The sequence below is a fragment of the Enterobacter genomosp. O genome (assembly GCF_001022965.1).
GTDB lineage: Bacteria > Pseudomonadota > Gammaproteobacteria > Enterobacterales > Enterobacteriaceae > Enterobacter > Enterobacter cloacae_L.
Genome location: NZ_LECZ01000023.1, coordinates 227,215 through 250,080 on the forward strand (window position 1 = coordinate 227,215; position 22,866 = coordinate 250,080).

Here is a 22,866-nt window from a genome sequence, read left to right on the forward strand (position 1 = left end):
TCAGATCCCCCACTTAGGAATCGGATGGTCGCCCATCGAGATGCAGACGTTCTTCATCTCCGCGAACACTTCGAAGCTGTACTCGCCGCCCTCGCGCCCGGTGCCGGAGGCCTTCACCCCGCCAAACGGCTGGCGCAGGTCGCGCACGTTCTGGGTGTTGACGAACACCATGCCGGCTTCGATATTGCGCGCCAGGCGCAGCACCTTGCTGACGTCCTGGGTCCAGATGTATGACGCCAGGCCGTACTCCACGTCATTCGCCAGGCGCAGGCCTTCCGCTTCGTCCTTAAACGGCAGCAGGCAGGCCACCGGCCCGAAGATCTCCTCCTGCGCCACGCGCATGCGGTTGTCGACGTCCGCCAGCACGGTCGGGCGCAGGAAGTTGCCGCCCTTCAGGTGCGCGGGCAGGTCGGTCGGTTTGTCCGGGCCGCCCGCCAGCAGGGTTGCCCCCTCTTCAATGCCGAGGCGGATGTAGCCGGAAACCTTCTCCCAGTGCTGCTGGCTGATGAGCGCGCCAATCTGGGTATTCGGATCGGTCGGGTCGCCCACGCGCAGGCGGTTGGCGCGCTCGGCAAAGCGCTTGACGAATTCCGGGTAGATGCTCTGCTGGATGAAGATGCGCGAGCCGGCGGTGCAGCGCTCGCCGTTGATGGAGAAGATGGTGAACAGGGCGGCGTCCAGCGCGCGCTCGATGTCGGCATCTTCAAAAATCAGTACCGGAGATTTGCCGCCCAGCTCCATGGAGTACTTCTTCAGCCCGGCGTTTTTCATGATGTTGCGCCCGGTAGCGGTGCCGCCGGTGAAGGAGACCGCGCGCACGTCGTGATGGCGCACCAGCGCGTCGCCCGCCGTCGCGCCGTAGCCCTGCACCACGTTCAGCACGCCCGCCGGAATGCCCGCCTCCATCGCCAGCTCGCCCAGACGGTCGGCGGTCAGCGGAGAGAGTTCAGACATCTTCAGCACCGCGGTATTGCCTAAGGCCAGGCACGGCGCGACCTTCCAGGTGGCGGTCATAAACGGCACGTTCCACGGCGACACCAGCGCGCAGACGCCCACCGGCTGCACCAGGGTGTAGTTCAGCATTTTGTCGTCAACCGGGTAGGTTTTGCCGTTCATCTGCTGGCACACCTCGGCGAAAAACTCGAAGTTGTGTGAGGCGCGCGGGATCAGGACGTTTTTGGTCTGGTGGATCGGCAGGCCGGTGTCGGCAGTTTCCATGGCGGCGATCTCCGGGACGTTCTGGTCGATCAGATCCCCCAGGCGACGCATCAGGCGCGCGCGTTCCTTCATCGGCAGGTTGGCCCATTTCGGGAAGGCCTCTTTGGCGGCGGCGACGGCCTGATGCACCTCGGCTTCACCGCCGGCGGCCACCTCCGCCAGCACCTCGCCGGAGGCCGGGTTGGTGGTGTGGAAGTAGTCGCTTCCCGCGACGTTCTTACCGTTGATCCAGTGGTTAATTTTTTTCATTTTGCAGTCTCCTCGCTGACAATTCGGTTCACCAGGCGGCCCACGCCTTCCACTTCCACGACCACTTCATCGCCCGGCACCACGTCGGACAGCCCCTTCGGCGTGCCGGTGGCAATCATGTCGCCCGGCTGCAGGGTCATAAAATCGCTCAGGTACGCAATCAGGAACGGGATGCTGAAGATGAGATCCGCCGTGGTCCCTTCCTGACGCAGCTCGCCGTTCACGAAGGTGCGTAGGGCTAAGCTGTGCGGGTCGGGGATGGTCGCTTTCGGCACGATGTTCGGGGAAATGGGCGTCAGCCCGTCGCGGCTTTTGACCCGCAGGTTCGGGCGGTAGTAGTTTTCGAGATAGTCGCGAATGGCGTAGTCGTTGCAGACCGTGTAGCCCGCAACATAGTCCATCGCGTCGGCTTCACTGACCTTGCGCGCGGTTTTACCGATGACCACCACCAGCTCCGCCTCGTAGTGCATGTACTCAACGTTGTTCGGGCGGACCGAGGTCTGGCCGTCGCCGTTGAAGGTGTTTGGCGCTTTGATAAACACCAGCGGCTCGGTCGGCGGCTTGAAGTCCAGCTCGCTGGCGTGATCGGCGTAGTTCAGGCCGAGGGCAAACAGCGTGGGGTGCGGATGCGCGCCGTGAGCGGTGGCCACGTCGCGCTCGTCCACCACCGGGTTTTCCAGCGGCGGAAAACCTTCCGCCAGAACGCGCACGCGATCCCCCGGCTGCAGCGGCACGCGAGCGTGCGGTGTGCCAAGCAGGATCGCATCGCCAGGATTCAGGGTCGCGAACTCGCTCAGGGCGCTCAGCAGCTCGGCGGCGCTGCGCTGCAGTTCGGCGGTGTTCCAGTGGTCCGCTTCGCGACCGTTAATTTCGGTGATGATGGTCAGGTTATCCACGCTATCAACGGCGGCCAGCTCGCCGAGCGGGCAAAACCCGTCCCGGCACTTGGCCTTGATGGCCGGGCGGTAGAAGCTCTCTTCCGGCAGGCTCACCTCGTTGGCCAGCGCATATCCCGCGATGTACTGGGCGGCATCCTCCACGCGCACCCGGCTGGCGGTTTTGCCCACGACCAGCGCGACCGTCGCGCCGCTTAGCACCGTTTCCCCGTGCGGGAACGGAATCGGCTCGCCGGCACGAATCACGGTATTGTGCGGCTTGATGAACCATACCGCCGTTTTCGGCGGGGTGTTGTAGGGGGCTTTTTCGAACGCCTCACGCCAGGCTTCACGCTGGCTTTGATGATTCAGCGCCACGGCAAAAACAGTACCTTTCATTCACATACTCCTCACCCCGGCGGTCCGGGTTGTGATTTCATTAATATGTTAATGATCTGTTTTTATGCTTTTACTGTTTATTTCGCAATCAGAAGTGAAGAATTTGTGATATGAATAACAATAAATTTACATATCGGTATTTATTAATAGATAAATCATGGTGTTAATAAAATTGACGGGTTTCTGTTAGACTTTTTGGCAGAAAAGCTGTTGTTTATAAAAACATCTTTTAGTGATTGTTTACCTGTTAATGACTGGCTGGGAGAGGCTATGCATGACTCATTAACCATCGCGCTGTTGCAGGCGCGGGAAGCGGCGATGTCGTACTTCCGACCAATTGTGAAGCGACATAACCTGACCGAGCAGCAGTGGCGGATTGTGCGCGTGCTGGCTGAGCATCCGTCGATGGATTTTCACGACCTGGCGTTTCGCACCTGTATTTTGCGCCCGAGCCTGACGGGCATTCTGACGCGGATGGAGCGCGACGGCCTGGTGCTGCGCCTGAAGCCCATGAACGACCAGCGCAAGCTGTACGTCTCGCTGACCAAAGAGGGCAACGCCCTGTACGAGCACGCCCAGGCGCAGGTGGAAGAGGCGTATCAGCAGATTGAGGCGGAATTTACGCCGGAGAAGATGAAGCAGCTGACCGCGCTGCTGGAAGAGTTTATTGCGCTCGGCAACCGCCATGTCGCCGGGCGCGGGGAAGAGGAGTGATTCACTCCTCCGGTTTTGCCAGATGGACCAGCGTGTCGAGACGCGCGGGGGAGAGCGGCTCGCGCGGCAGCGGCAGCGGCCATCCGTACATCCAGCGCGCGCTGGTGGCGCAGATTTTTCCCTGACAGGCGCCCATTCCGCAGCGTGAGGCCATCTTCGCCGCTTGCCAGCCTTCGGCGTGTTGCACATCGCCGCAGCGTACGTCCTCGCAGCGGCACAGCAGCGTGTCTGGCGTGACCACCTCTTTGAGCGTCTCAGGCAGCGCGAACGCGTCGTGCAGCGCCCGGGCAAAACGCTGCCAGCGCGTGCGGTCTGAGAGGGCTTTTTCTGCCTTTCCGGGGTTATCCGCCGCGATATAACCGGCGATTTCCCCTTCCGCCAGCGCCAGTTCGCTGCCGCCAAAGCCGGTGCATTCTCCGGCGGCGTAAATATCCTTCACGCTGGTGCGTTGCTCTGCGTCGACCCAAATGGCCTGATTTTCCGTTTTGCAGCCAAAGAGTACGCCAGGCTCCAGGTTCGGCACCAGCCCGTAGCCGATCGCCAGCCTGTCACAGCCTATCTCCCGGGTGTTTCCCCTGTGGCGCACGGTGACGGACTGGAGCTGTGATTCCCCCCCGGCGTGAATAACCTGGCTTGCCGGGTGGTAACGGGCCGGGAACAGCTCGCCGAACTGGAGCAGTTTTTCTGGCCAGCGCCAGAGCCCGGCTGCGAACTGAACCAGCGCGCTCATCGGCGCCTGTTCAACGATGGCCACGATATTTCCGCCTGCGCGTTTCACCGTACCGGCGACCGCCAGCAGCAGCGGCCCGCTGCCCGCAATGACCACGCGTTCCCCCCTGAGCTGCAGGCCGTGCTTAATCTGGGCCTGCAGGCCTCCGGCTCCCGTCACGCCGGGAAGCGTCCAGCCGGGAAACGGCAGATAAAGCTCCCGCGCGCCGCAGCATAAAATGAGCCGCTGCCAGCGGATCTGGCCGCAGCCGTCGGCGGTTTCAAAAATAATCGCATGGGGTTCATGGCGGGCAATCAGTCGGGCACCGCTAAGCAGCGTAATGAGCGGCTGTTCCGCGACCGCCTGACGCAGGCGTAAGGCGCGCTGAGGCAGCGAAACCTGCGGGCCGTCGCGCCAGATTTGCCCGCCGGGGCGCGGATTGTCGTCGAGAACTATCACTGATTTTCCGCAGCGTGCGGCGGCCAGCGCCGCCGATAGCCCTGCTGGCCCTGCGCCGAGGATCGCGATCTCACAGTCAAACGTTCGCATGCTGGCTCCTTTCAATCACCATATCGGGCTGACATTCTGTCTGGCAGGCCAGCATCCGGCGTCCGTTTACCGTGACGCGGCACTCCTGGCAGACGCCCATTCCGCAGAAAGGGGCGCGCCGCTCGCCGCTGACCGAGCTGCGGGTCACGCCATTGCCCGCCAGCGCCAGCGCCGCCGCAACGCTGCTGCCTGCAGGCACGTCGCAAGGTTCACCGTCGATAACGATGCTGAGTGTCGTCATGCAATGGCCTCCTGGTTGTACTGCCGGGCGGGAAGCCAGGCATTCGGCGCAACGGGCGGTTTTTCGCCCAGGATTTGGGCGCAGAGCAGTTCGGCGGTCGCGGGGGCGGTGGTGACGCCCAGCCCTTCATGCCCGATCGCCAGCCAGATTCCCTGGCGCGTGGGGTGCGGGCCGATGAGCGGGTTGCCGTCTGCCGACGCGGCGCGAAAACCGCTCCAGCAGCGGATGATATTCAGGCTCTCCAGCGAGGGTAAAAAATGACGCGCCCGCGCCAGCATGCTGGCCAGAAGGGGGAAATCGACCTCGCGGTCGGTGTTGTCGAACTGGCGGGAAGAGCCAATCAGCAGCTGTCCGGTAGGGCGCGGCTGGATATTAAACGCAACCGAGGTACCGCCCGCATGCGCGCTGGCGCCGTATCCCAGCTCCACGAGCTGATGGCTGAGCAGCGGGCCGTAGCGATCGGTGATCGCCAGCTGGCCTTTTTTCGCCCGGAGCCATTTCTCGCCAAGAAGCGCGTTGGCGCCCAGGCCGCAGGCAATGACGATTGCGCTCGCGCGCAGGCGTTTTCCGCTTAGCAGCGTGACAAAAGGCGCCTCAACGGAGACGGCGCTATCCCGCAGAGGTGTTATGTCGGCATCGTCAATAAGCCAGCGGGCGACGTTCGGGGCGTAGACAATGCCGTCTCCGGGCACCCACAGCCCGCCGGCGAGCCGGGAGGTTAGCAGGGGCTCCCGGGCGGCAAGCTGGCTGCGGGTCTGCATTTCGCTGGTGACCTGGTATTGCGCCATCCGCTGCTTTTTTTCCTCTGCCAGCGCCAGCTCCTGCGGCGTTTCTGCCAGCCACAGCGTGCCGCAACCGCGCCAGGCGCAGCTTTCCGGCATCCGGGGCGTCAGCGCCCGCCAGCGCGACAGCGACCAGGCGGAAAGGGCGAGCTCCGCGGGATCGTCATCCATACACACCAGATGGCCCATCCCCGCCGCGGTTGCCCCTGCAGTGCCGTCGTCAATCAGCGTGACCCGCTGCCCGCGCTTTGCGAGCTGCCAGGCGCAGGCCGCACCGACGATCCCGGCACCGATGACAATGACGTCGCTTCCGGTCACAGCGCAATCCCCCAGCGGAACGGATCGTCGGGATTAAGGATCAGCCGATTATCGCCGCAGACCCAGGCTTCACCGCGGATCGTCGGGACTATCCGGTCGCCGAGCGCCACGAAACTGGCCGTAAATTCGCTGCCGATAATGCTCGCCTGGCGCCAGGTTTCCCCCGCCCCGAGCTTGCCGTCCCCGGCCAGGCAGGCCAGCTTGGCGCTGGTGCCGGTGCCGCAGGGCGAGCGATCCCAGGCTTTTCCCGGGCACAGGACAAAGCTGCGGCTGTCCGCACGGTCATCGTCAGCAAACAGTTCGATATGATCGATAATGCCGTCATGTTCACCGCGAATGCCGGCACGTTCTAACCCTTCCCGAATAGCCCAGGCATACGCCGTCAGGTCGGGAATAGCTGCAGGCGTGACGGCGAAGGGATGATCGTTGACGAGGAAAAACCAGTTGCCGCCCCAGGCGATGTCGCCGGTAACCGGGCCGTGGGCGGTTTCAACCCGCACCTGCTTGCGCCAGCGGTAAGCCGGAACGTTTTCTACCGAAACGCTGCCGTCATCGTGCAGCGTAGCGGTCACGTCGCCCACAGGCGTTTCAATCACATGTTTGCCGGGCTGAATGCGTCCCAGCCAGGCCAGCGAAGCGATAAGCCCGATGGTGCCGTGTCCGCACATGTTCAGAAAACCGCTGTTATTGAAGAAGATAACCCCCGCGGTGGCCTGCGGTGAAACCGGCTCGCAGAGCAGGGCTCCGACCAGCACGTCGTTACCGCGTGGCTCAAGAATGATGGCTTTGCGCCAGTCGTCGTAGTCGCGGGCGAAGCGCGTCCGGCGCTCGGCCATGCTGCCTGTTCCCAGATCCGGAAAACCGTCGATAACCAGGCGGGTGGGTTCGCCGCCGGTGTGGGAGTCAATTACTCTCAGTTCACTGTGCTGCGCTGTCATGGGATCTCCGGAAAGTTAACATCTTGTTGCCAGATGCTGGCGCATACCCGGCGTTCCCGCTTGATCGCTTTCATCACCAGAAATGACGAAATCGGCACAGTGGTTGGTTTTATCCTTAAGCGAAATTTATATTTATTTCTTATTAATCATTCTGTTGTTGCTGTGGTAAACCAAATCAGGCAACTGCGCCAGTGGATGAAACGGGGGAAATTATAAACCTGTGGCAGGATCGCAAAACGCGGTAAGGGCACTTGATGAGTTAATAAAAAGTTAATAAAGATCCAGCTCACCTATCGGGAGGAAGCATGATGTCCTGTGTGATTGATGACGGGCTGGCTCCATCGCCGGCGCTGGAAGTGGCTGAGCTCAGCCAGATCTGTGAAGGGCTGGCGCGCCAGCGTCCGGACAATATTCAGACGTTGCTGCACGCGATGGGCCTGATTGCGCCGCTGCTCAACGCCATTCCTGACGTGGTCTTTTTTGTCAAAGACGTGCAGGCCCGGTATCTGATGGTCAACATGACGCTGGCGCGTCGCTGCGGGTTTAAAACCGTTGTTTCTCTGCTGGGGAAAACCTCTGCCGATGTGTTCCCGTCCGCGCTGGGGAAAGGCTATACCGAGCAGGATATGCGGGTGTTGCGTGAGGGCGTGACGCTGCGCGACCAGCTGGAAATGCACCTTTACAACGGTCGCGAGCGCGGCTGGTGTTTAACCCAGAAGCTGGCGCTGCGGGATGCGCAGGGTCAGGTGATCGGCATGGCGGGAATTTCACACGATCTGCAGGAAGCGCAGGCGCGTCACCCGGCCTGGCAGCGGCTGGCGATCGTCGACGAGCATATCCGCAAACATTATCACCGGCCGATCGCGATGGAGGAGCTTACCGCGCTGAGCGGGATGTCGGTGGCGCAAATCGAACGCTACTGTAAGCGTATTTTTCATCTCACCCCGCGTCAGATGATACACAAAGTCCGGCTGGAAAAAGCCACCGAACTGCTGGCGGGTGATACGCCGATTACCGATATTGCCCTGCAGTGCGGCTATACCGATCACAGCGCCTTTAGCCGCCAGTTCAAGGCGCTGACCGGCTCTACGCCGCGTGATTTTCGCCTCACGCTGGCCGGGTAAGCCCAACGCATTGTGCTAATTTCGTCATCAAAGGGGAGGAAAACCACCAAGCCGTCGGCCGCCTGAAACGTCAATCTGTCAGTGAATATTCACCATTCATTCACTTTGACTTAACAAAATGACGACAAGGAACCGAACATGAGCAAGAAAGCCATTCACTGGAGCGGTGTATTCCCGGCAGTCAGCACCCAGTTTCGCAGCGATTACTCCGTCGATCTGGATGCCACCCATGCGGTGATGAAAAACCTGGTTAAGGATGGTGTTTCCGGCCTGGTGGTGTGCGGCAGCGTGGGGGAAAACACCTCTCTAACCACCCAGGAAAAGCTGCAGATTATCGAAGTGGCAAAAGACGCGGCGGGCGGCCAGATCCCGGTTATCGCCGGCGTTGCAGAATTTACCACCGCGTTTGCGCAGAAGATGGCGAAAGAGGCGGAGCGCGTGGGGGTCGACGGCATTATGGTGATGCCGGCGCTGGTTTACTCTTCAAAGCCGCACGAGACGGCGGCGCACTTCCGCAGCGTGGCCACCGCCACCGACCTGCCGATCATGGTGTACAACAACCCCCCTATCTACAAAAACGACGTGACGCCGGACATCCTGGCGACGCTTACGGACTGCGACAACATCGTCTGCTTCAAGGACTCTTCCGGCGACACCCGCCGTTTTATCGACCTGCGTAACGCCGTTGGCGACCGCTTTGTGCTGTTTGCCGGGCTGGATGACGTGGTGGTTGAGAGCATCGCCGTTGGGGCGGAAGGCTGGATTTCCGGGATGTCGAACGCCTTCCCACGTGAAGGGGAGACGCTGTTCCGTCTGGCGAAACAGCAGCGCTATGAAGAGGCGATGGCGCTTTACCGCTGGTTTATGCCGCTGCTGCATCTGGATGCGCGCCCGGATCTGGTGCAGTGCATCAAGCTGTGCGAAGAGCTGCTGGGACGCGGCAGCGCCGTAACCCGACCGCCGCGTCTGGCGCTGGAAGGGGAAACCCGTGCGGAAGTGGTGGCGATTGTTGAGAAGGCGCTGGCAACCCGTCCGCAACTGCCCGATGTTGGCCTTTAAGCGCAGGAGTGACGATGACTTTATCTCTCACTGTTTCAGGCCAGCAGTTCATCGCCGGACGCCGCGTCGCAAGCGGTGAGGCGACGCTACCGAGCCTGCGTGCCGCTGACAATCAGCCGACCGGATACCGCTTTTACCCGGCCTCCCGCGAAGAGGCTGCGGCGGCAGCGGTGGCGGCCGAGCAGGCTTTTCCGATCTATTCACAGACGTCACCCGAGGTCCGCGCCCGCTTTCTCGATACCCTCGCCGACGAGCTGGATTTACTCGGCGAGGACTTTTTCGCGATAGCCCACCAGGAGACGGCCCTGCCGCTGCCGCGGCTGCAGGGAGAGCGCGGCCGAACGAGCCATCAGCTGCGCATGTTTGCCGGCCTGCTGCGCCGGGGCGATGCTTTCGGCGTGCGTATTGATACCGCGCTTCCCGCGCGTCAGCCGCTGCCGCGCCCGGATCTGCGTCAGTATCTGACCGCCCTGGGCCCGGTGGCGATATTCGGCGCCAGCAATTTCCCCCTGGCCTTTTCTACGGCAGGCGGGGACACGGCCTCCGCGCTGGCGGCGGGGTGTCCGGTGGTGGTGAAAGCGCATCCGGGCCACATGGCGACGGCAGAGTTAACCGCCCGGGCGATAGCGCGTGCGGTGGAGAAATCTGCGCTGCCTGCAGGCGTGTTTAACATGATTTTCGGTACCGATATTGGCGCCGAGCTGGTGCGCCACCCGGCGATTCAGGCGGTCGGGTTTACCGGCTCGCTGCGCGGCGGTAAGGCGCTCTGGCAAATTGCGCAGCAACGTCCACGGCCAATCCCGGTCTTTGCGGAAATGTCGGCCATTAATCCGCTGATTATTCTGCCCCAGGCGTTAGCCTCCCGGACGGAGACGCTGGCGAAGGAGCTAGTGGCCTCCTTCACCCTCGGCTGCGGACAGTTTTGCACCAAGCCGGGGCTGATTCTGGCGCTGCGGGGGGAAAGTTTTTCCCGCTTCACTCAGGCGCTGAAGGATGCGGTGAACCCGGCGCCGGCGCAGACAATGCTCAATGCCCCGACCCTTGCTCACTACGAAGAGGGCGTGCGCGCGCTTGAGGCGCATCCGGATATTCAGCGGCTGGCAGGGGCTGATGAGTTTATTAGCGGACGCGCGCAGGCTCGCCTCTATCAGGCCCCGGCTTCGCTGCTGCTGGCGCAGGATCCTCTGTTGCAGCACGAGGTGTTTGGCCCCCTGGCGGTGCTGGTGGAGGTGGCCGACGAGGCTGAGCTGCAGTCCATCCTGCGCGCCCTTCAGGGCCAGCTAACGGCTACGGTTCACGCTGAGTCGGATGACGGACCGCTGGCGCAGCGTCTGCTGCCTGCGCTCAGCGAAAAGGCGGGGCGCGTGTTGTTCAACGGTTATCCGACCGGCGTAGAAGTGTGCGACGCCATGGTGCACGGCGGTCCGTGGCCTGCCACCACCGATTCACGCGGCACCTCGGTCGGAACCCAATCCATCGAACGTTTCTTACGCCCGGTGTGCCTGCAAAACGTGCCTGCCGCACTGCTGCCGCCTGCTGTCCAGGATGCTAACCCTCTGAACCTGCTGCGCCTGATTAACGGCCAGTGGACCCGGGAAGCCGTTTCCCCCTCTGTTGACTGAAGGGCATGACCATGACGATTCACTCTACGCATCACACATCGTCCCGCGTTGTTGAGTCGGGGAAATTTAAAAAGCAGCTGACGCTAACCGACCTGACGTTTATTGGTCTCGGGGCCATCTTTGGTTCCGGCTGGCTGTTTGCCGCCAGCCATGTGGCGTCCATTGCCGGGCCGGCGGGCATTGCCTCCTGGGTCATCGGCGGCATTGCCGTTCTGCTGCTGGGAATTGTCTATTGCGAACTGGGGGCGGCGTTGCCCCGCGCCGGGGGGATTATCCGCTATCCGGTCTTCTCCCACGGCGAGCTGATGGGGTATTTGCTGGGGTTTATTACGCTGATTGCGTTTTCCAGCCTGATCTCCATCGAAATTGTTGCCGCGCGCCAGTATGCGGCAGCATGGTTCCCGATGCTGACTCAGCCCGGCTCAAGTGCCCCGACGCTGCTGGGGTGGGTAGTGCAGTTTTTGCTGCTCTGTTTCTTCTTTGGTCTGAATTACTACAGCGTGAAGACCTTCGCCCGCTCCAACAACATCATCAGTATTCTGAAGTTTTTGGTGCCGCTGGCGGTCGTCGTGACCCTGTTTACCTTTTTTAAACCGGAAAACCTGCACGTTCAGGGATTCGCGCCGTTTGGCATGTCGGGCGTTGAGGCCGCGATCAGCGCGGGGGGGATCATCTTTGCCTACCTGGGGCTGACGCCGATTATCTCGGTGGCGAGTGAAGTACAGAACCCGCAGCGAACGATTCCGGTGGCGCTGATTTTATCGGTGGTGCTGTCGACAATTATCTACGTGCTGCTGCAGCTGGCGTTTCTGGGCAGTATTCCGACCGGGATGTTGGGGAGCGGCTGGGCGGAAATCAGCAAGCAATTCTCGCTGCCGTACCGCGATATCGCCATTACGCTCGGCATGGGCTGGCTGGCGTTTATGGTGGTGTGCGATGCGATCGTCTCCCCTAGCGGCACCGGCAATATTTATATGAACGCGACGCCGCGCGTGATTTACGGCTGGGCGAAAGCGGGGACCTTCTTTAAGGCCTTTACCCACATTGATAAAGAATCCGGCATTCCGCGCCCAGCGCTGTGGCTGACCTTCGCCTTGTCTATCTTCTGGACGCTGCCGTTCCCCTCCTGGGAGCAGCTGATAAGCGTGGTGTCCGCGGCGCTGGTTCTGAGCTATGCCATTGCCCCGGTCACGGCGGCAGGGCTGCGCCGTAATGCGCCGGATCTGCCGCGCCCGTTCCGCGTGCGCGCCTTCGGAATCATTGGCCCGGTGTCGTTTGTGATTTCCGCGCTGATTGTGTTCTGGTCCGGCTGGGGGACGCTGTCATGGCTGTTGGGGCTGCAAATTGTGATGTTTGTGGTCTACGTGCTGTGCAAATCAAAAGTTCCGGTGCACGCCGTGAGCCTGGCGCAGCAGGTGAAATCGTCCCTGTGGCTCATCGCCTTCTACGCGCTGATTATGCTTTTCTCCTGGCTTGGCAGCTTTGGGGGAACGGGGGCGATCGGCCACCCGTGGGATACGGTTGTGGTAGCGATAATGTCGCTGGGCATTTATTACTGGGGCGAGCGAACTTGCCTGCCGCAGGCTAACTTTACCGGAGACGAAGAAGAGTAGAGGAGTCGCGAATGGAGATGGTAAACCTCTCGTTAACAGAGGCTTATGCGCTGGCGCATCAGGTGCTGCGCGAGAACGGATTCAGCGAGGCGCATGCCGCCGCGGTGGCGAAAAACGTGACGCACGGCGAGCGCGACGGCTGTGCCTCGCACGGTTTGTGGCGGTTACTCGGGATCGTTGAGACGCTGCGCAAAGGCAAGGTCTCCCCCGACGCGGAGCCGGTTATCACCCATACCGCCCCTGCGATTGTGAAGGCGGATGCCGGCGGGGCGTTTTCCCTGCTGGCATTCGAACGCGCGCTGCCGCTGTTGATGGAAAAGGCGCGGCACTGCGGTATCGCCGCGCTGGCGATCAACCGCTGCGTGCACTTTTCGGCGCTATTTGCCGACGTTGAGCCATTGACGCAGGCCGGCCTGGTAGCGCTGGCGACCACCCCAAGCCATGCGTGGGTTGCCCCGGCGGGAGGCACCCGGCCGCTGTTTGGCACGAACCCGATTGCCTTCGGCTGGCCGCGGGGCGACAAGCCGCCGTTTATTTTCGATATGGCCACCAGCGCGGCCGCACGCGGTGAGATCCAGCTGCATCAGCGGGCGGGAAAAGCGGTGCCGGAAGGCTGGGGTATCGATTCTCAGGGCGAACCGACGACAGATGCCCAGGCGATCCTTGACGGCGCGATGCTGACGTTTGGCGGACACAAGGGCTCGGCGCTGGCGGCCATGGTGGAACTGCTCGCCGGGCCGCTGATTGGCGATATGACGAGCGCGGAATCGCTGTCGTGGGATGAGGGCGCCGGCGGTTTACCCTACGGCGGCGAGCTGATTCTGGCGCTGGATCCTGCCCGGTTCCTCGGTCATGACGCCTCTGAGCACCTGGCGCGTGCCGAAACGCTTTTTACCGGGATGCAGCAGCAGGGCGCGCGTTTGCCGGGCGAGCGTCGCTATGTTTCTCGCGAGCGCGCTATGCGGGAAGGCGTGGAGATAACCCGTTCACTTTTCAGGGATATATCCTCTTTGACGAAATAATAGCCGGCACCGTCAACATATCAGGAGGGATTATGTCCCTCCTGCCAGTACGTTTTTCGTAAAGTTTTCCATTTCCAGGCCGAAAATTCTGTTATCTGTCTGATGGAAAGAGAAAACATGTTAAACCGTATCAAGATTGTCACCAGCTTAATGCTGGTTTTAGCGATATTTGGCCTTTTACAACTCACCTCCGGTGGTCTTTTCTTCAATGCCCTTAAGCATGACAAAGAGAATTTCACCGTTCTGCAAACCATTCGCCAGCAACAGTCCACGCTGAACGGCAGCTGGGTAGCGTTGCTGCAAACCCGTAATACCCTGAACCGTGCGGGTATCCGCTACATGATGGATCAGAGCAATATCGGCAGCGGCGCGACCGTTAACGATTTGATGCAAATCGCGTCTGCGTCTCTGAAGCAGGCGGAAAAAAACTGGGCTGCCTACGAGGCCCTGCCGCGCGATCCGCGTCAAAGCGACGCGGATGCCATGGAGATCAAGCGTAACTACGATATTTACCACGGCGCGCTGGCGGAGCTGATTCAGCTGCTGGGCGCAGGCAAAATCAACGCCTTCTTCGACCAGCCGACCCAGAGCTATCAGGACGGTTTTGAGAAGCAGTATGTGAGCTACCTGCAGCAGAACGACAAGCTGTACCAGATTGCGGTTGAGGACAGCAACAGCTCCTTCAGCCAGGCCATCTGGGTGCTGATTAGCGTGCTGATTGCGGTGCTGGTGGTGATCGTGGCCGTCTGGCTGGGCATCAAGCAGGCGCTGATCTCCCCGCTGACGCGTCTGATCGACAACATTCGCCATATCGCCAGCGGCGACCTGGTGAAGCGCATTGAAGTTGAAGGCGCGAACGAAATGGGTGAACTGGCCGACTCGCTGCGTCATATGCAGGGCGAGCTGGTGCGTACCGTTGGCGACGTGCGTAACGGCGCGAATGCTATCTACAGCGGCGCGAGCGAAATCGCGATGGGCAATAACGACCTCTCTTCCCGTACCGAGCAGCAGGCCGCTTCCCTGGAAGAGACCGCTGCCAGCATGGAGCAGCTGACGGCAACCGTTAAGCAGAACGCCGAGAACGCCCGCCAGGCGAGCCATCTTGCGCTGAGCGCCTCTGAAACCGCGCAGAAAGGCGGTAAAGTGGTGGATAATGTGGTGCAGACAATGCGCGATATCGCGGGCAGTTCGCAGAAAATTGCCGACATTATCAGCGTGATTGACGGTATTGCTTTCCAGACCAACATCCTGGCACTGAACGCGGCGGTAGAAGCGGCGCGTGCGGGCGAGCAGGGCCGCGGTTTTGCGGTGGTGGCAGGTGAAGTCCGTAACCTGGCGCAGCGCAGCGCCCAGGCAGCACGCGAGATCAAGAGCCTGATTGAAGACTCTGTGGGTCGCGTGGAAGTAGGTTCAACGCTGGTAGAAAGTGCCGGTGAAACCATGGGTGAGATCGTGAATGCGGTCACCCGCGTAACGGACATCATGGGTGAAATCGCCTCTGCGTCTGACGAGCAGAGCCGCGGTATTGACCAGGTGGGCCTGGCGGTGGCCGAGATGGATCGCGTGACCCAGCAGAACGCCTCGCTGGTTGAAGAGTCTGCGGCGGCAGCGGCCGCGCTGGAAGAGCAGGCGAGCCGCCTGACTCAGGCCGTGGCGGTGTTCCGCATTCAGCAGGAGCAGATGAAAGCGCGCGAGTTCGCCGCGGCTAAAGCGGTTTCCACGCCGGTGATGGCGCGTAAAACGGCGACCGTCGATTCAGGCGATAACTGGGAAACGTTCTAACTCTGTGCGTTGTGCCGGGTGGCGGCTGCGCCTTACCCGGCCTACGGTTCAGGGTGTTGTAGGCCCGGTAAGCGCAGCTCCACCGGGCGATATTACAGAGGCAGGCGCATGGCGCAGCGCGTTTCATACGCTAAGCCGTGCGCTGCCTCTTCTTCTCTTTTCTGACGCAGTTCAGGCGTGAGATGGGTGACGTATTCAAACCCCAGCCGCGCATAGAACGGCGCGTTCCACGCGACGTCCCGGAACGTCGTCAGCGTCAGCGACGCCAGTCCTGCTTTACGGGCATGGTCAGCCGCACGGGCGATGAGCTGCCGGCCAATTCCTTTTCCCTGCCAGTCCAGCTCGACCGAGAGCTCCACAATAAACAGCGACGACGCGTGCGCTTCTGTGAGGATAAACCCTACGGGGAGGTCGTTCGCCAGCGCCAGCCAGCTTTGCCCGCGTTCGACATAACCGAGGTGCTGTTCAGCGGTAATGACCTCACCCCCGGCAAGCCAGGCGAGTGCCGGGTCGTCACGAAAACGTCCGGCCGCCGCGCGCTCAATGGCGGGCAGGGCGGTAACGTCGTTAGGGGCAGTGGGGCGAATATGAATGTGCATGGCGGCAAGTATAGCCTGACCCGTCGACGTTATTCCGAGCAGATCAGCACCGGCGAGTAAAAATTGCTGATCACCAGCGCGTCTTCCGGCGTGCGCTCTATCGTCAGAAGCCTTTTATTGCCCAGCGTCAGGCCCGCGACGTACTTTTCAAAGACCCCTGGCGGCATGGCATCGTGGCTAAAACGCTCCACTTTTTGAATGACAATCTCATACAGTTCGCCCTTGACGTGACGCCATTTAAACATCTCCTGGCGGGAAACTTCCCAGCTGCGCGGCGCGTTCACCACGCTGCCGTTTAGCGTGATGTACCCCGTTTTGTCGGGATGAAAACGCATAATGATCTCGCCGTCAAAGGTGAAGTCGTGGCTGTCGCGCCGGTCGGAAAAGGTCAGGTTTCCGTCGCAGGCCACCGACAGCGGGGGCGTGTGAAAGTACCACGCCAGCGCGGCGCCCAGCAGCAGCAGATTGAGGACCAGAATTAGCCAAACTTTTTTGTGTCTCATATCACCACTCGTAATAGTAAAGCGTACGACAGGCGCTGGCTTTACCCCGCGTGAGGGAGCACTGGGAGAGCACCAGCCGCCCTTCGTGGCCGTAGAAAAGCGTTCTCTGAATGTGCATGTAGAAAATGGAGTTTTTCAGGCACGGAAGATGGCCGTCCTGCTGAAGCGTCTGCGCCAGCCCAATCGCCTTCTCATGGAACACGTCCGCCAGCGGCGTAAAGGTGTAGACCGGACACGTGCCAATATGGGTTAGCAGGTGGATCTCCCGCTGCTGGGTTGCCGGCTTGATTGCCATTATCCAGATGCACAGCGCAACGATCGCCAGCGTGAGCGCACCGCAGAACAGCACGTCCGGTCGAACGCGCCGTACGGATGTCGCCGTTTCGGCTGCCGTACACGGCTTCTCCAGCGCGGTGACCGTGACGTCTGCGCTGAGCATAAAGCCCGTTTTAGGCACGGTGACGATAAACAGCACGTCGGGAAGCAGGCTTGCCAGCAATTTGCGTAAAATGCTGATGTACTGGTTTAGCGAATTGTTCGACCCCTGCAGCCCGCGCCTGTCCCAGACCTCCTGAAGAAGCGTCTCTCGTTCGACCACGTTCCCATGATGCTGCACCAGCAGCTTCATGATGGTATTGGCCGTGCAGGTGAGGATCTGCGCATCCTCATCCGGCGCATTGATAAGAGAAACAGAACCGTCCTCGTCGTTGTAGACGAGGGCGTCAGCAAGCAGGTATTTCATAAGTTGTTGTAATACAGACAGAGATAACGAATAAAAGAACAGGCCTTTCGCCTGATGAAGCAGAACTGTTGGCTATTTTAGCGCCATTGTTACCGATAACATTGATCCAGACAGGATTTTGCGCTGTTTAATAAGTCAGCGTAATTATCACGTCATCGCTGAATTCCCCCGTGCCGCTCAGGGGCTGCGCCGGGACGTCTCCGTAGACGGTGAAATTCTGCGTCCCGCCCGCGGGGTTGGTGACCTGCATCGCATCGCCGCTGCTTTGGTCGCCCCAGCGTTGCGTGGTCCCCGCATCCTGCCAGAGGCCGTAGCGCAGGCACTGGCCTTCATCGTTGCACAGCTGCCGCTGGTTGCCGCTGGCATGATTGCCTTTTCCCATCGCGAGCGTGAACGCGGTGCCGGCCGGGCAGCGCGTGGTGAGGGTGGCCGTGGAGCGCGTCGGGCGCAGCGTGGCGGTGCTGGTCAGGGTGCCAAAGTTAAGCGGGGTGACGTGCTCTATGTAACATCCCTCGCGAATTTCGGCCTGCGCGTTGCTTCCGCCCTGCACCTGCTCGCCCTCGGCGGAGCCGTCTGAACAGTTCTGAAGGGCATCCTGACGGGAGGCGCTGTGCCACGCTATGCGCAGATTCATGTTGTAGTTGTAATAGTGGTACGCCGGGAGCTGGCTTTGCCCTGCCGGGAGGGTGGCGATAAGCGGAAAGCTGCCGCTGATATTGGCATTGCTGTCGGCGGTCAGGGTCTGCTGGATAAGATCCCCGCGGCTGGCAGGGCCCAGCTCCTGGGAGCGCGCGACGCCGTTGAGAATACGAAAAATCAGGGTGTATTGTTTACCCTCCTGGTCCCCCGGCGAGACCATCTGAAAGGGCGGAGCGTCGATGCTGCTCAGGCAGACATTGATATACTCTGTCGTACCGAGGTTGTCCGCCTGGCAGCTGAATTTGACCTCGGCGTGGGTCGAGGCCGCATTGCCCGCCGCGATAGCGCCAAAGTTGATGACGGCAGGCGAGGTTATCCAGCAGGCGGCCGCCATTGTCTTCAGGGACAGCAATAGCAGCAACATTATCGAGGCTCTTAATGGCACAGTTGTTCTCCAATATTGAGTACGGATGATGCCTTCCGGGGCGCCGGAAGCGTAACCCGACATTCTCCCTGACCGGTTTTCACCACCAGTTCACCCGGCAGGGGCGGGTCTTCAAGCCAGATAAACCCGTCGCGCCCCACGATGGTGGCGCCGTGAGGCGTTGACACGATGCTGCCCAGCGGAAGCGGCGTGCCGCGGCCGTCGACCAGCCTGGCCTGAACCGTCACAGCGTGATGGACGTTAAAATCGACTTTTACCGCGCTGCCGTTACCCGGTCTGGCATACATGTCGGTGACCGGGGCAATCACATCGGAAGGCAGATCCAGCGGATTGATGGTGACTTTGCTGTTGTGGTAGCGCGGCAGGTCGGTCAGCAGCAGATACCCCTCCTCGTCGGTTTCGCCTGCCGGGCGGTTTTCCAGCATCACCGGCACGTGCCCGATACCGCGCGTTGAGACCAGTGCCAGGCCCTGCTCGCTGTAGCGCAGGGCGTGCAGGCTGTTATCCAGCAGCGTCAGGCTGCCTTCGGCTGAGGCATACCGATTGCCCACGTTAGCGCCTTGCTCCAGCCCCACATGCCACTCTCCGGCGTGGCCCAGATAGCCCACGTCAGCATACTTTTCCCGGCGTTCACCAACGCTTTGCCCCAGCTGCCATGACCAGCCGCCGGTCTGGTCGTCCGGCTGATGGCGATAGTCCATGCGCGGCGAGTCCTGGCTGGCCTGAAGCGAGAGGGTGTCCTGGCGGCCCAGCGGGAGAGAGAGCATAAGCTGAACGTTGCTCGATGCGTCCGTAAACGAGCGGGTATAGCTCAGCGTGGCGGCGAGATGCGCCGGTAACAAAACGGACCAGGAGGCATTGAGGTAGCGTTGTTTGTTGCCCTGAATGTCTTGCTGAACCCAGCCCACGCCTGGCGTACCGGCGCGGGAGAATGAATGACTTAGCCACACGCTATCGCTGCGCCTGACGGGCACGGCACCGCTCATGCGGGCATTATCGGCGAAGGCGGCATCGGTACGCACGGTGCTGGCGGAAATGCCCGTCCCGCCGCCGCTCCACTGCCAGCCAAGGCCCCACTGCATCCCCTGACCGTAGGGGCTGTCGCTCGCCGCGACGTGCTGGCTGACAATGCCTGCGTCGGGGGATATCAACCAGTCAACGCCTGTTCCGAGGTTGCGCAGCTTGCGCTGCTGCTCCGTATGCAGCGCTATCGTCAGGTGGTTATTGACCCCATAGCGCCAGCCGGCGTCGAGCATCGGCGACGCGGCATAGTCGTCGGAACGCTGGGCGTAGTTTTGCCGCATCCAGCCGATATCCAGCGAGCCGCTGCTAAGCCCTTCGGCCAGCATTCCCGGTGCGCCGTACACGTCGAGCTGTACGGTGCGACGCTGGCCGTTGATGTCGGTAATGACCACCTGCGCCTGCCCGCTTCCGGTGAAGGCCGGCAGAGTATCCAGCGTAAATGCCCCCGGCGTGACGCGCTGGCTGCTCTGCCTGAGCCCGTCTATGTAAAGATCGACCGTTGAAGGCAGGACCGCCGTGTCGCTGTAGCGGCTACGGGGTTCGGTGTTGAGCTGCGGATCGAGTTCAAAATTACGCGCCCAGTGCAGGCCGCCAAAGCGAACCTGGCGACTCCAGCGCGTGCCCGTGGTGATGCTGTCTCCCAGCGTCAGGGTGGTCAGCGAATCGGTATTGTCCCACTGCCAGCGGGTTTCAAGACGCGTATGGGTGGGCCGGGCGGCGCTGTTTTCCTCTCCGGCATGGCTTGAAAAGCTGCTGCTGAGCGTCCCGGGCAGCACCCCGGACGCGGTCAGCTCGGTCTGGGCATTCACCTGGCGTTTACCCTGCACATCGCTGGCGTAGAGGGCGTAGCCGAGCGTAAACGCGCTGATGGGCTGGGCCTCAGGATAGGCGTACTGCGGGGGCGATTTTTCGAGCGTCAGATGCTGCTGTCCCTCGAGCGCGTTTGCCTCGGCAGTAATCGACACTTGCTGGGCAAGCAGGTCGATATCAACCTTCAGGCCCGGCAGGGACGTCAGTTCTACCCAGCCGCCGTGGCCATCTGGGGCGCGGAGCCCCAGTTTTTTGATGTCGCTGTTGCTAATCCACAGCGCATCTTCCACCACCCGGCAGGCCCACAGATCCCCACGCGGGGCGTGATTCACGGTGATGGACAGCCATTGTACGGTGTCGGCGGGTCCTTCAGTGCGGGCTGACAGCATCAGCGGTAGCCAAAGCAGGAGCGCGAGAAGCGAGCGGGCGCAGGGGTATCTGGCTGGCATGGTGGTCATCGTTAAGGTAGACGCGTAACGCGCTGAGCGTATGGCGTGACGCTTGCTTAAGTTTCACAAGGGCGGTCTGTCCCGGCAGTACATAGCCCGCCAGTCCTTTAACCGATCCCACAACCTGCCCACTGGCCGTCAGGGCCTCAAGATGGCTCAGGCGAATATGGCTGTTTCCGGCGTTATAGCAGCGGATCGTCGCCGGGCTGTCCGCCTGTTCACAGCTCAGGGCATCGTGGTCGACGGGGGCATTCTGGGTTCCGGCAATGAATACCGGAATCGAATAGCGCAGCAGGAAGTGCACGCCGTTGGGATTGGCAGCGCGGGAAGGGGTATCCGGCAGCTCATCGATGACCAGCCGGTAGCTTTGCTCCCGGTCATCGATGCCCGGCTGCATGACGATGATGCGCACCAGCTGCTGCTGGCCCGGCGCCAGCGCGGTCATCGCCGGGCTGCTGACGACCTCATCGGTGGCGGCTAAGACATCCTGACCGTTTTTCTGTGTCCATTCGTATACCCGTATCTGCGCATGAATGGCTGCTTTTCCACTGTTGGTGAGGGTGACCGCTGTTGCTCTTTGACCGCTTTGCAGATCGAGCGTGACGGGTGCCACCTGCAGCGTGGCGGCCAGCGCGTAGCGTGACAGCAGCGCCAGCATCGTGAGCCACAGAATGAGGCAGGGAAGATAACGACGCACGATCAGTACACCAGGTTTAAGGTAATGTCGTCGCTGTAGGCCCCTGCCTGTGCGGTCGTCAGGGCGCCTGCGTCAATCACGCCATAGAGCGTCTCTTTCTGCTCCTGACCGTTGCCGGTGTCGGTTAGCCCATCGGTGCTGGTGATTTGCGTCTGTTTGCCCTCGTCAGCAAAGAGTTTCCAGGCAATCTTCTGTGCGCCCGTTTCGCCGTTTTCCGGCTTCAGCCAGAAGGTGCCGTTCTCGCTGCCGTCGTTGCTGATGGCGGAGAGAGTGAACGGAGTACCGTTGGTACAGACGATATCAACCTGCGTGCTGGCCTGGATTTCGCTCGATTCATCCGAGCCGTGGCGCGAGAAATTGAGGTCGTTGGCTTTGAGGGTGCACGATTTCACGACCTCAAGTGAGACGTGCATCGTCGCGCTTGCGGTACTGTCTGCGGCGATCGCGGCGGCAGGAAGCAGGAGAGCGGAACAACATACAGCAGTGGTGATAATTTTCATGATCGTATTTCCTGACGTGAGTAACAGTGCAATTACAAAGAGAATGACTGAGCGTCCAGCAGGCAGAGTTTTCGATGGAATTCCGCCAGGCTGTGACAGCAAAATTTGTTCATCGCGTTACGCTTGTGGGTGTAGATCGTTTTAGGTGACTTATTGAGAATTTTTGCGATACGAACCGGGCTGAATCCTTTATGTAGCAGCATGCAAACCCGCATCTCCTGATACGAGAGCGTGGCAGCGTTTTCGAAGGAAAATGTCGTATCGCTAAAGCAGCGGCTCAGCTGCGCAAGAGACAGGTTGTCCGCGACCACTCTGACCCGCTCGCTGCGCAGCCAGGCGTTAATGTCGCTGACCCAGGCCGCATCCGTAAAAATCAGCCAGTTCTGTGCGGCGGGCGTGCCGAGCAGCCGTTCCTGCAGGCGGGTAAGCCCGTGCGGATCAACGCTGTTGATCCAATACATCTCAGGACGGGGTGTCACGGCCGTCGAAATCATTGAATGGAGGCCAAGCCATAAAAAAGCATTGTCGCTCAGAACGATGACCTGATAACCAGCATTAGGAATGAAGGGCGTCATTTTTTACCCCACAGATAGCCCTGGCCGTAGTCGGCCACGCTGGCGCGGGCCAGCGCGAAATCCCCTGCGGTTTCGATGCCTTCTATCAGCACCTTGCTGGCGACGCGCTTGCACTGGCGGGTGAGATGCAGGAACTTCGCCTGCTCGGTGCGCCCGCTCCAGAAGGTATGCTTGTCAATTTTGACGCCGCAGAAGCGAATTTGGCTGGTCAGAAGATCGGGTAGAATGTCTTCGCAGACGTCGTCAGCCCACACTTCGATCCCCCACTGATGGAGCGTCGCGATGCATATCCGCAGAGCCCGGCTTTGCGTGGCGTCGAGCTGTACCAGCGTATGGAGGTCGGTGACCTCGATAGCAAGCCTCTCCGGGCAGGGGGTCTCTTCTTTTAGCCTGTGGAGGAAGTCCGTTTCCAGCAGCAAATCCGATGTTGCGTTGAGATAATACTTTTCTCCCTCCTCGCAAAACATGGCATGACGAAGCTGCGCAAAGAAGTGCGCCTTACGCTGCGTCGAGGACATCGAGCCAAAGTAGTCTTCGAGATCGACGTGGGGCTTTGCAGTGGACAGTACCTCCCAGGCAATCACATTTTCGCTGCGCAGTGCCCGGATGGATTCGAACTTATAGCCGGTTAGCATGATAAAAGTGCGTAATGCTCCGTGGTGATTTATGG

22 protein-coding genes are annotated in these 22,866 nt (G+C 60.8%); 7 read left to right on the plus strand and 15 right to left on the minus strand.

The features are described from left to right. Window positions 1-1,467 (minus strand): 5-carboxymethyl-2-hydroxymuconate semialdehyde dehydrogenase, encoded by a 1,467-nt coding sequence (gene hpaE / locus ABR39_RS06430; protein ID WP_047346249.1) that lies wholly within the window; start codon window positions 1,465-1,467, stop codon window positions 1-3. Continuing rightward, a complete protein-coding gene (hpaG, locus tag ABR39_RS06435; protein WP_047346250.1) occupies window positions 1,464-2,741 on the minus strand; it encodes a 4-hydroxyphenylacetate degradation bifunctional isomerase/decarboxylase in 1,278 nt (425 codons plus the stop codon). Before hpaG ends, hpaE begins: the two co-directional genes overlap by 4 nt. Before the next feature lie 270 nt (window positions 2,742-3,011). Between hpaG and hpaR the strand changes: the two genes are divergently transcribed. Continuing rightward, complete coding sequence (gene hpaR / locus ABR39_RS06440) at window positions 3,012-3,455, plus strand: homoprotocatechuate degradation operon regulator HpaR (RefSeq protein WP_047346251.1); 444 nt, start codon at window positions 3,012-3,014, stop codon at window positions 3,453-3,455. Window position 3,456: 1 nt separating this feature from the next. On the opposite strand, the gene ABR39_RS06445 is transcribed toward hpaR, so the two are convergent. The 4 genes from ABR39_RS06445 to ABR39_RS06460 are packed head-to-tail and all read right to left on the minus strand — an operon-like array spanning window position 3,457 to window position 6,992. Further along, window positions 3,457-4,713, minus strand: coding sequence for an NAD(P)/FAD-dependent oxidoreductase (locus ABR39_RS06445; protein ID WP_047346252.1), 1,257 nt, complete (start codon window positions 4,711-4,713; stop codon window positions 3,457-3,459). Beyond that, on the minus strand, window positions 4,700-4,954 hold the full coding sequence (locus ABR39_RS06450) for a (2Fe-2S)-binding protein (RefSeq protein WP_047346253.1): 255 nt from the start codon (window positions 4,952-4,954) through the stop codon (window positions 4,700-4,702). The genes ABR39_RS06445 and ABR39_RS06450 overlap by 14 nt, the downstream gene beginning before the upstream one ends. Further along, window positions 4,951-6,054 carry an NAD(P)/FAD-dependent oxidoreductase gene (locus ABR39_RS06455; protein ID WP_047346254.1) on the minus strand — a complete coding sequence of 368 codons (1,104 nt, stop codon included), beginning with the start codon at window positions 6,052-6,054 and terminating at the stop codon, window positions 4,951-4,953. The genes ABR39_RS06450 and ABR39_RS06455 overlap by 4 nt, the downstream gene beginning before the upstream one ends. Next, complete coding sequence (locus ABR39_RS06460; RefSeq protein WP_047346255.1) at window positions 6,051-6,992, minus strand: 4-hydroxyproline epimerase; 942 nt, start codon at window positions 6,990-6,992, stop codon at window positions 6,051-6,053. The genes ABR39_RS06455 and ABR39_RS06460 overlap by 4 nt, the downstream gene beginning before the upstream one ends. A gap of 308 nt (window positions 6,993-7,300) precedes the next feature. On the opposite strand from ABR39_RS06460, the gene ABR39_RS06465 reads away from it, so the two are divergent. The 6 genes from ABR39_RS06465 to tsr all read left to right on the plus strand — a co-directional run bounded on the left by ABR39_RS06465 (window position 7,301) and on the right by tsr (window position 15,214). Next, entirely contained in the window at window positions 7,301-8,116 is an 816-nt protein-coding gene (locus ABR39_RS06465) for an AraC family transcriptional regulator (protein ID WP_047346256.1), read from the plus strand. A gap of 138 nt (window positions 8,117-8,254) precedes the next feature. Then, complete coding sequence (locus ABR39_RS06470; protein ID WP_047346257.1) at window positions 8,255-9,175, plus strand: dihydrodipicolinate synthase family protein; 921 nt, start codon at window positions 8,255-8,257, stop codon at window positions 9,173-9,175. 14 nt (window positions 9,176-9,189) lie between these two features. Further along, the gene (locus tag ABR39_RS06475) at window positions 9,190-10,797 is read left to right on the plus strand and encodes an aldehyde dehydrogenase (NADP(+)) (protein WP_047346258.1); all 1,608 of its coding nucleotides are present in this window, start codon (window positions 9,190-9,192) and stop codon (window positions 10,795-10,797) included. An 11-nt stretch (window positions 10,798-10,808) separates the two neighbouring features. Beyond that, complete coding sequence (locus tag ABR39_RS06480) at window positions 10,809-12,410, plus strand: APC family permease (RefSeq protein ID WP_047346259.1); 1,602 nt, start codon at window positions 10,809-10,811, stop codon at window positions 12,408-12,410. 11 nt (window positions 12,411-12,421) lie between these two features. Further along, a complete protein-coding gene (locus ABR39_RS06485) occupies window positions 12,422-13,432 on the plus strand; it encodes an Ldh family oxidoreductase (protein ID WP_047346260.1) in 1,011 nt (336 codons plus the stop codon). Window positions 13,433-13,549: 117 nt separating this feature from the next. Further along, complete coding sequence (gene tsr / locus ABR39_RS06490; protein WP_047346261.1) at window positions 13,550-15,214, plus strand: methyl-accepting chemotaxis protein; 1,665 nt, start codon at window positions 13,550-13,552, stop codon at window positions 15,212-15,214. A gap of 92 nt (window positions 15,215-15,306) precedes the next feature. Here the strand turns inward: tsr and ABR39_RS06495 are convergent, their stop codons facing one another. The 9 genes from ABR39_RS06495 to ABR39_RS06535 form a co-directional block, all read right to left on the minus strand. Then, complete coding sequence (locus ABR39_RS06495; RefSeq protein ID WP_047346262.1) at window positions 15,307-15,813, minus strand: GNAT family N-acetyltransferase; 507 nt, start codon at window positions 15,811-15,813, stop codon at window positions 15,307-15,309. Between the two features lie 29 nt (window positions 15,814-15,842). Further along, complete coding sequence (locus ABR39_RS06500) at window positions 15,843-16,316, minus strand: hypothetical protein (protein WP_047346263.1); 474 nt, start codon at window positions 16,314-16,316, stop codon at window positions 15,843-15,845. A gap of 1 nt (window position 16,317) precedes the next feature. Next, a complete protein-coding gene (locus ABR39_RS06505) occupies window positions 16,318-17,058 on the minus strand; it encodes a winged helix-turn-helix domain-containing protein (protein ID WP_047346264.1) in 741 nt (246 codons plus the stop codon). A gap of 127 nt (window positions 17,059-17,185) precedes the next feature. After that, window positions 17,186-18,121, minus strand: a complete 936-nt coding sequence (locus ABR39_RS06510) for a Csu type fimbrial protein (protein ID WP_240477057.1) — start codon at window positions 18,119-18,121, stop codon at window positions 17,186-17,188. A gap of 11 nt (window positions 18,122-18,132) precedes the next feature. Further along, window positions 18,133-20,424: a fimbria/pilus outer membrane usher protein gene (locus tag ABR39_RS06515; RefSeq protein WP_240477058.1), complete on the minus strand. Its 2,292-nt coding sequence runs from the start codon at window positions 20,422-20,424 to the stop codon at window positions 18,133-18,135. Further along, window positions 20,345-21,121, minus strand: a complete 777-nt coding sequence (locus ABR39_RS06520; protein ID WP_047346267.1) for a fimbrial biogenesis chaperone — start codon at window positions 21,119-21,121, stop codon at window positions 20,345-20,347. The genes ABR39_RS06515 and ABR39_RS06520 overlap by 80 nt, the downstream gene beginning before the upstream one ends. 2 nt (window positions 21,122-21,123) lie before the next feature. Then, a complete protein-coding gene (locus ABR39_RS06525) occupies window positions 21,124-21,621 on the minus strand; it encodes a Csu type fimbrial protein (protein ID WP_047346268.1) in 498 nt (165 codons plus the stop codon). A 32-nt stretch (window positions 21,622-21,653) separates the two neighbouring features. Next, complete coding sequence (locus tag ABR39_RS06530) at window positions 21,654-22,196, minus strand: helix-turn-helix transcriptional regulator (protein WP_047346269.1); 543 nt, start codon at window positions 22,194-22,196, stop codon at window positions 21,654-21,656. Further along, window positions 22,193-22,831: an EAL domain-containing protein gene (locus ABR39_RS06535; RefSeq protein ID WP_047346270.1), complete on the minus strand. Its 639-nt coding sequence runs from the start codon at window positions 22,829-22,831 to the stop codon at window positions 22,193-22,195. Before ABR39_RS06535 ends, ABR39_RS06530 begins: the two co-directional genes overlap by 4 nt. Window positions 22,832-22,866 lie beyond the last annotated feature (35 nt).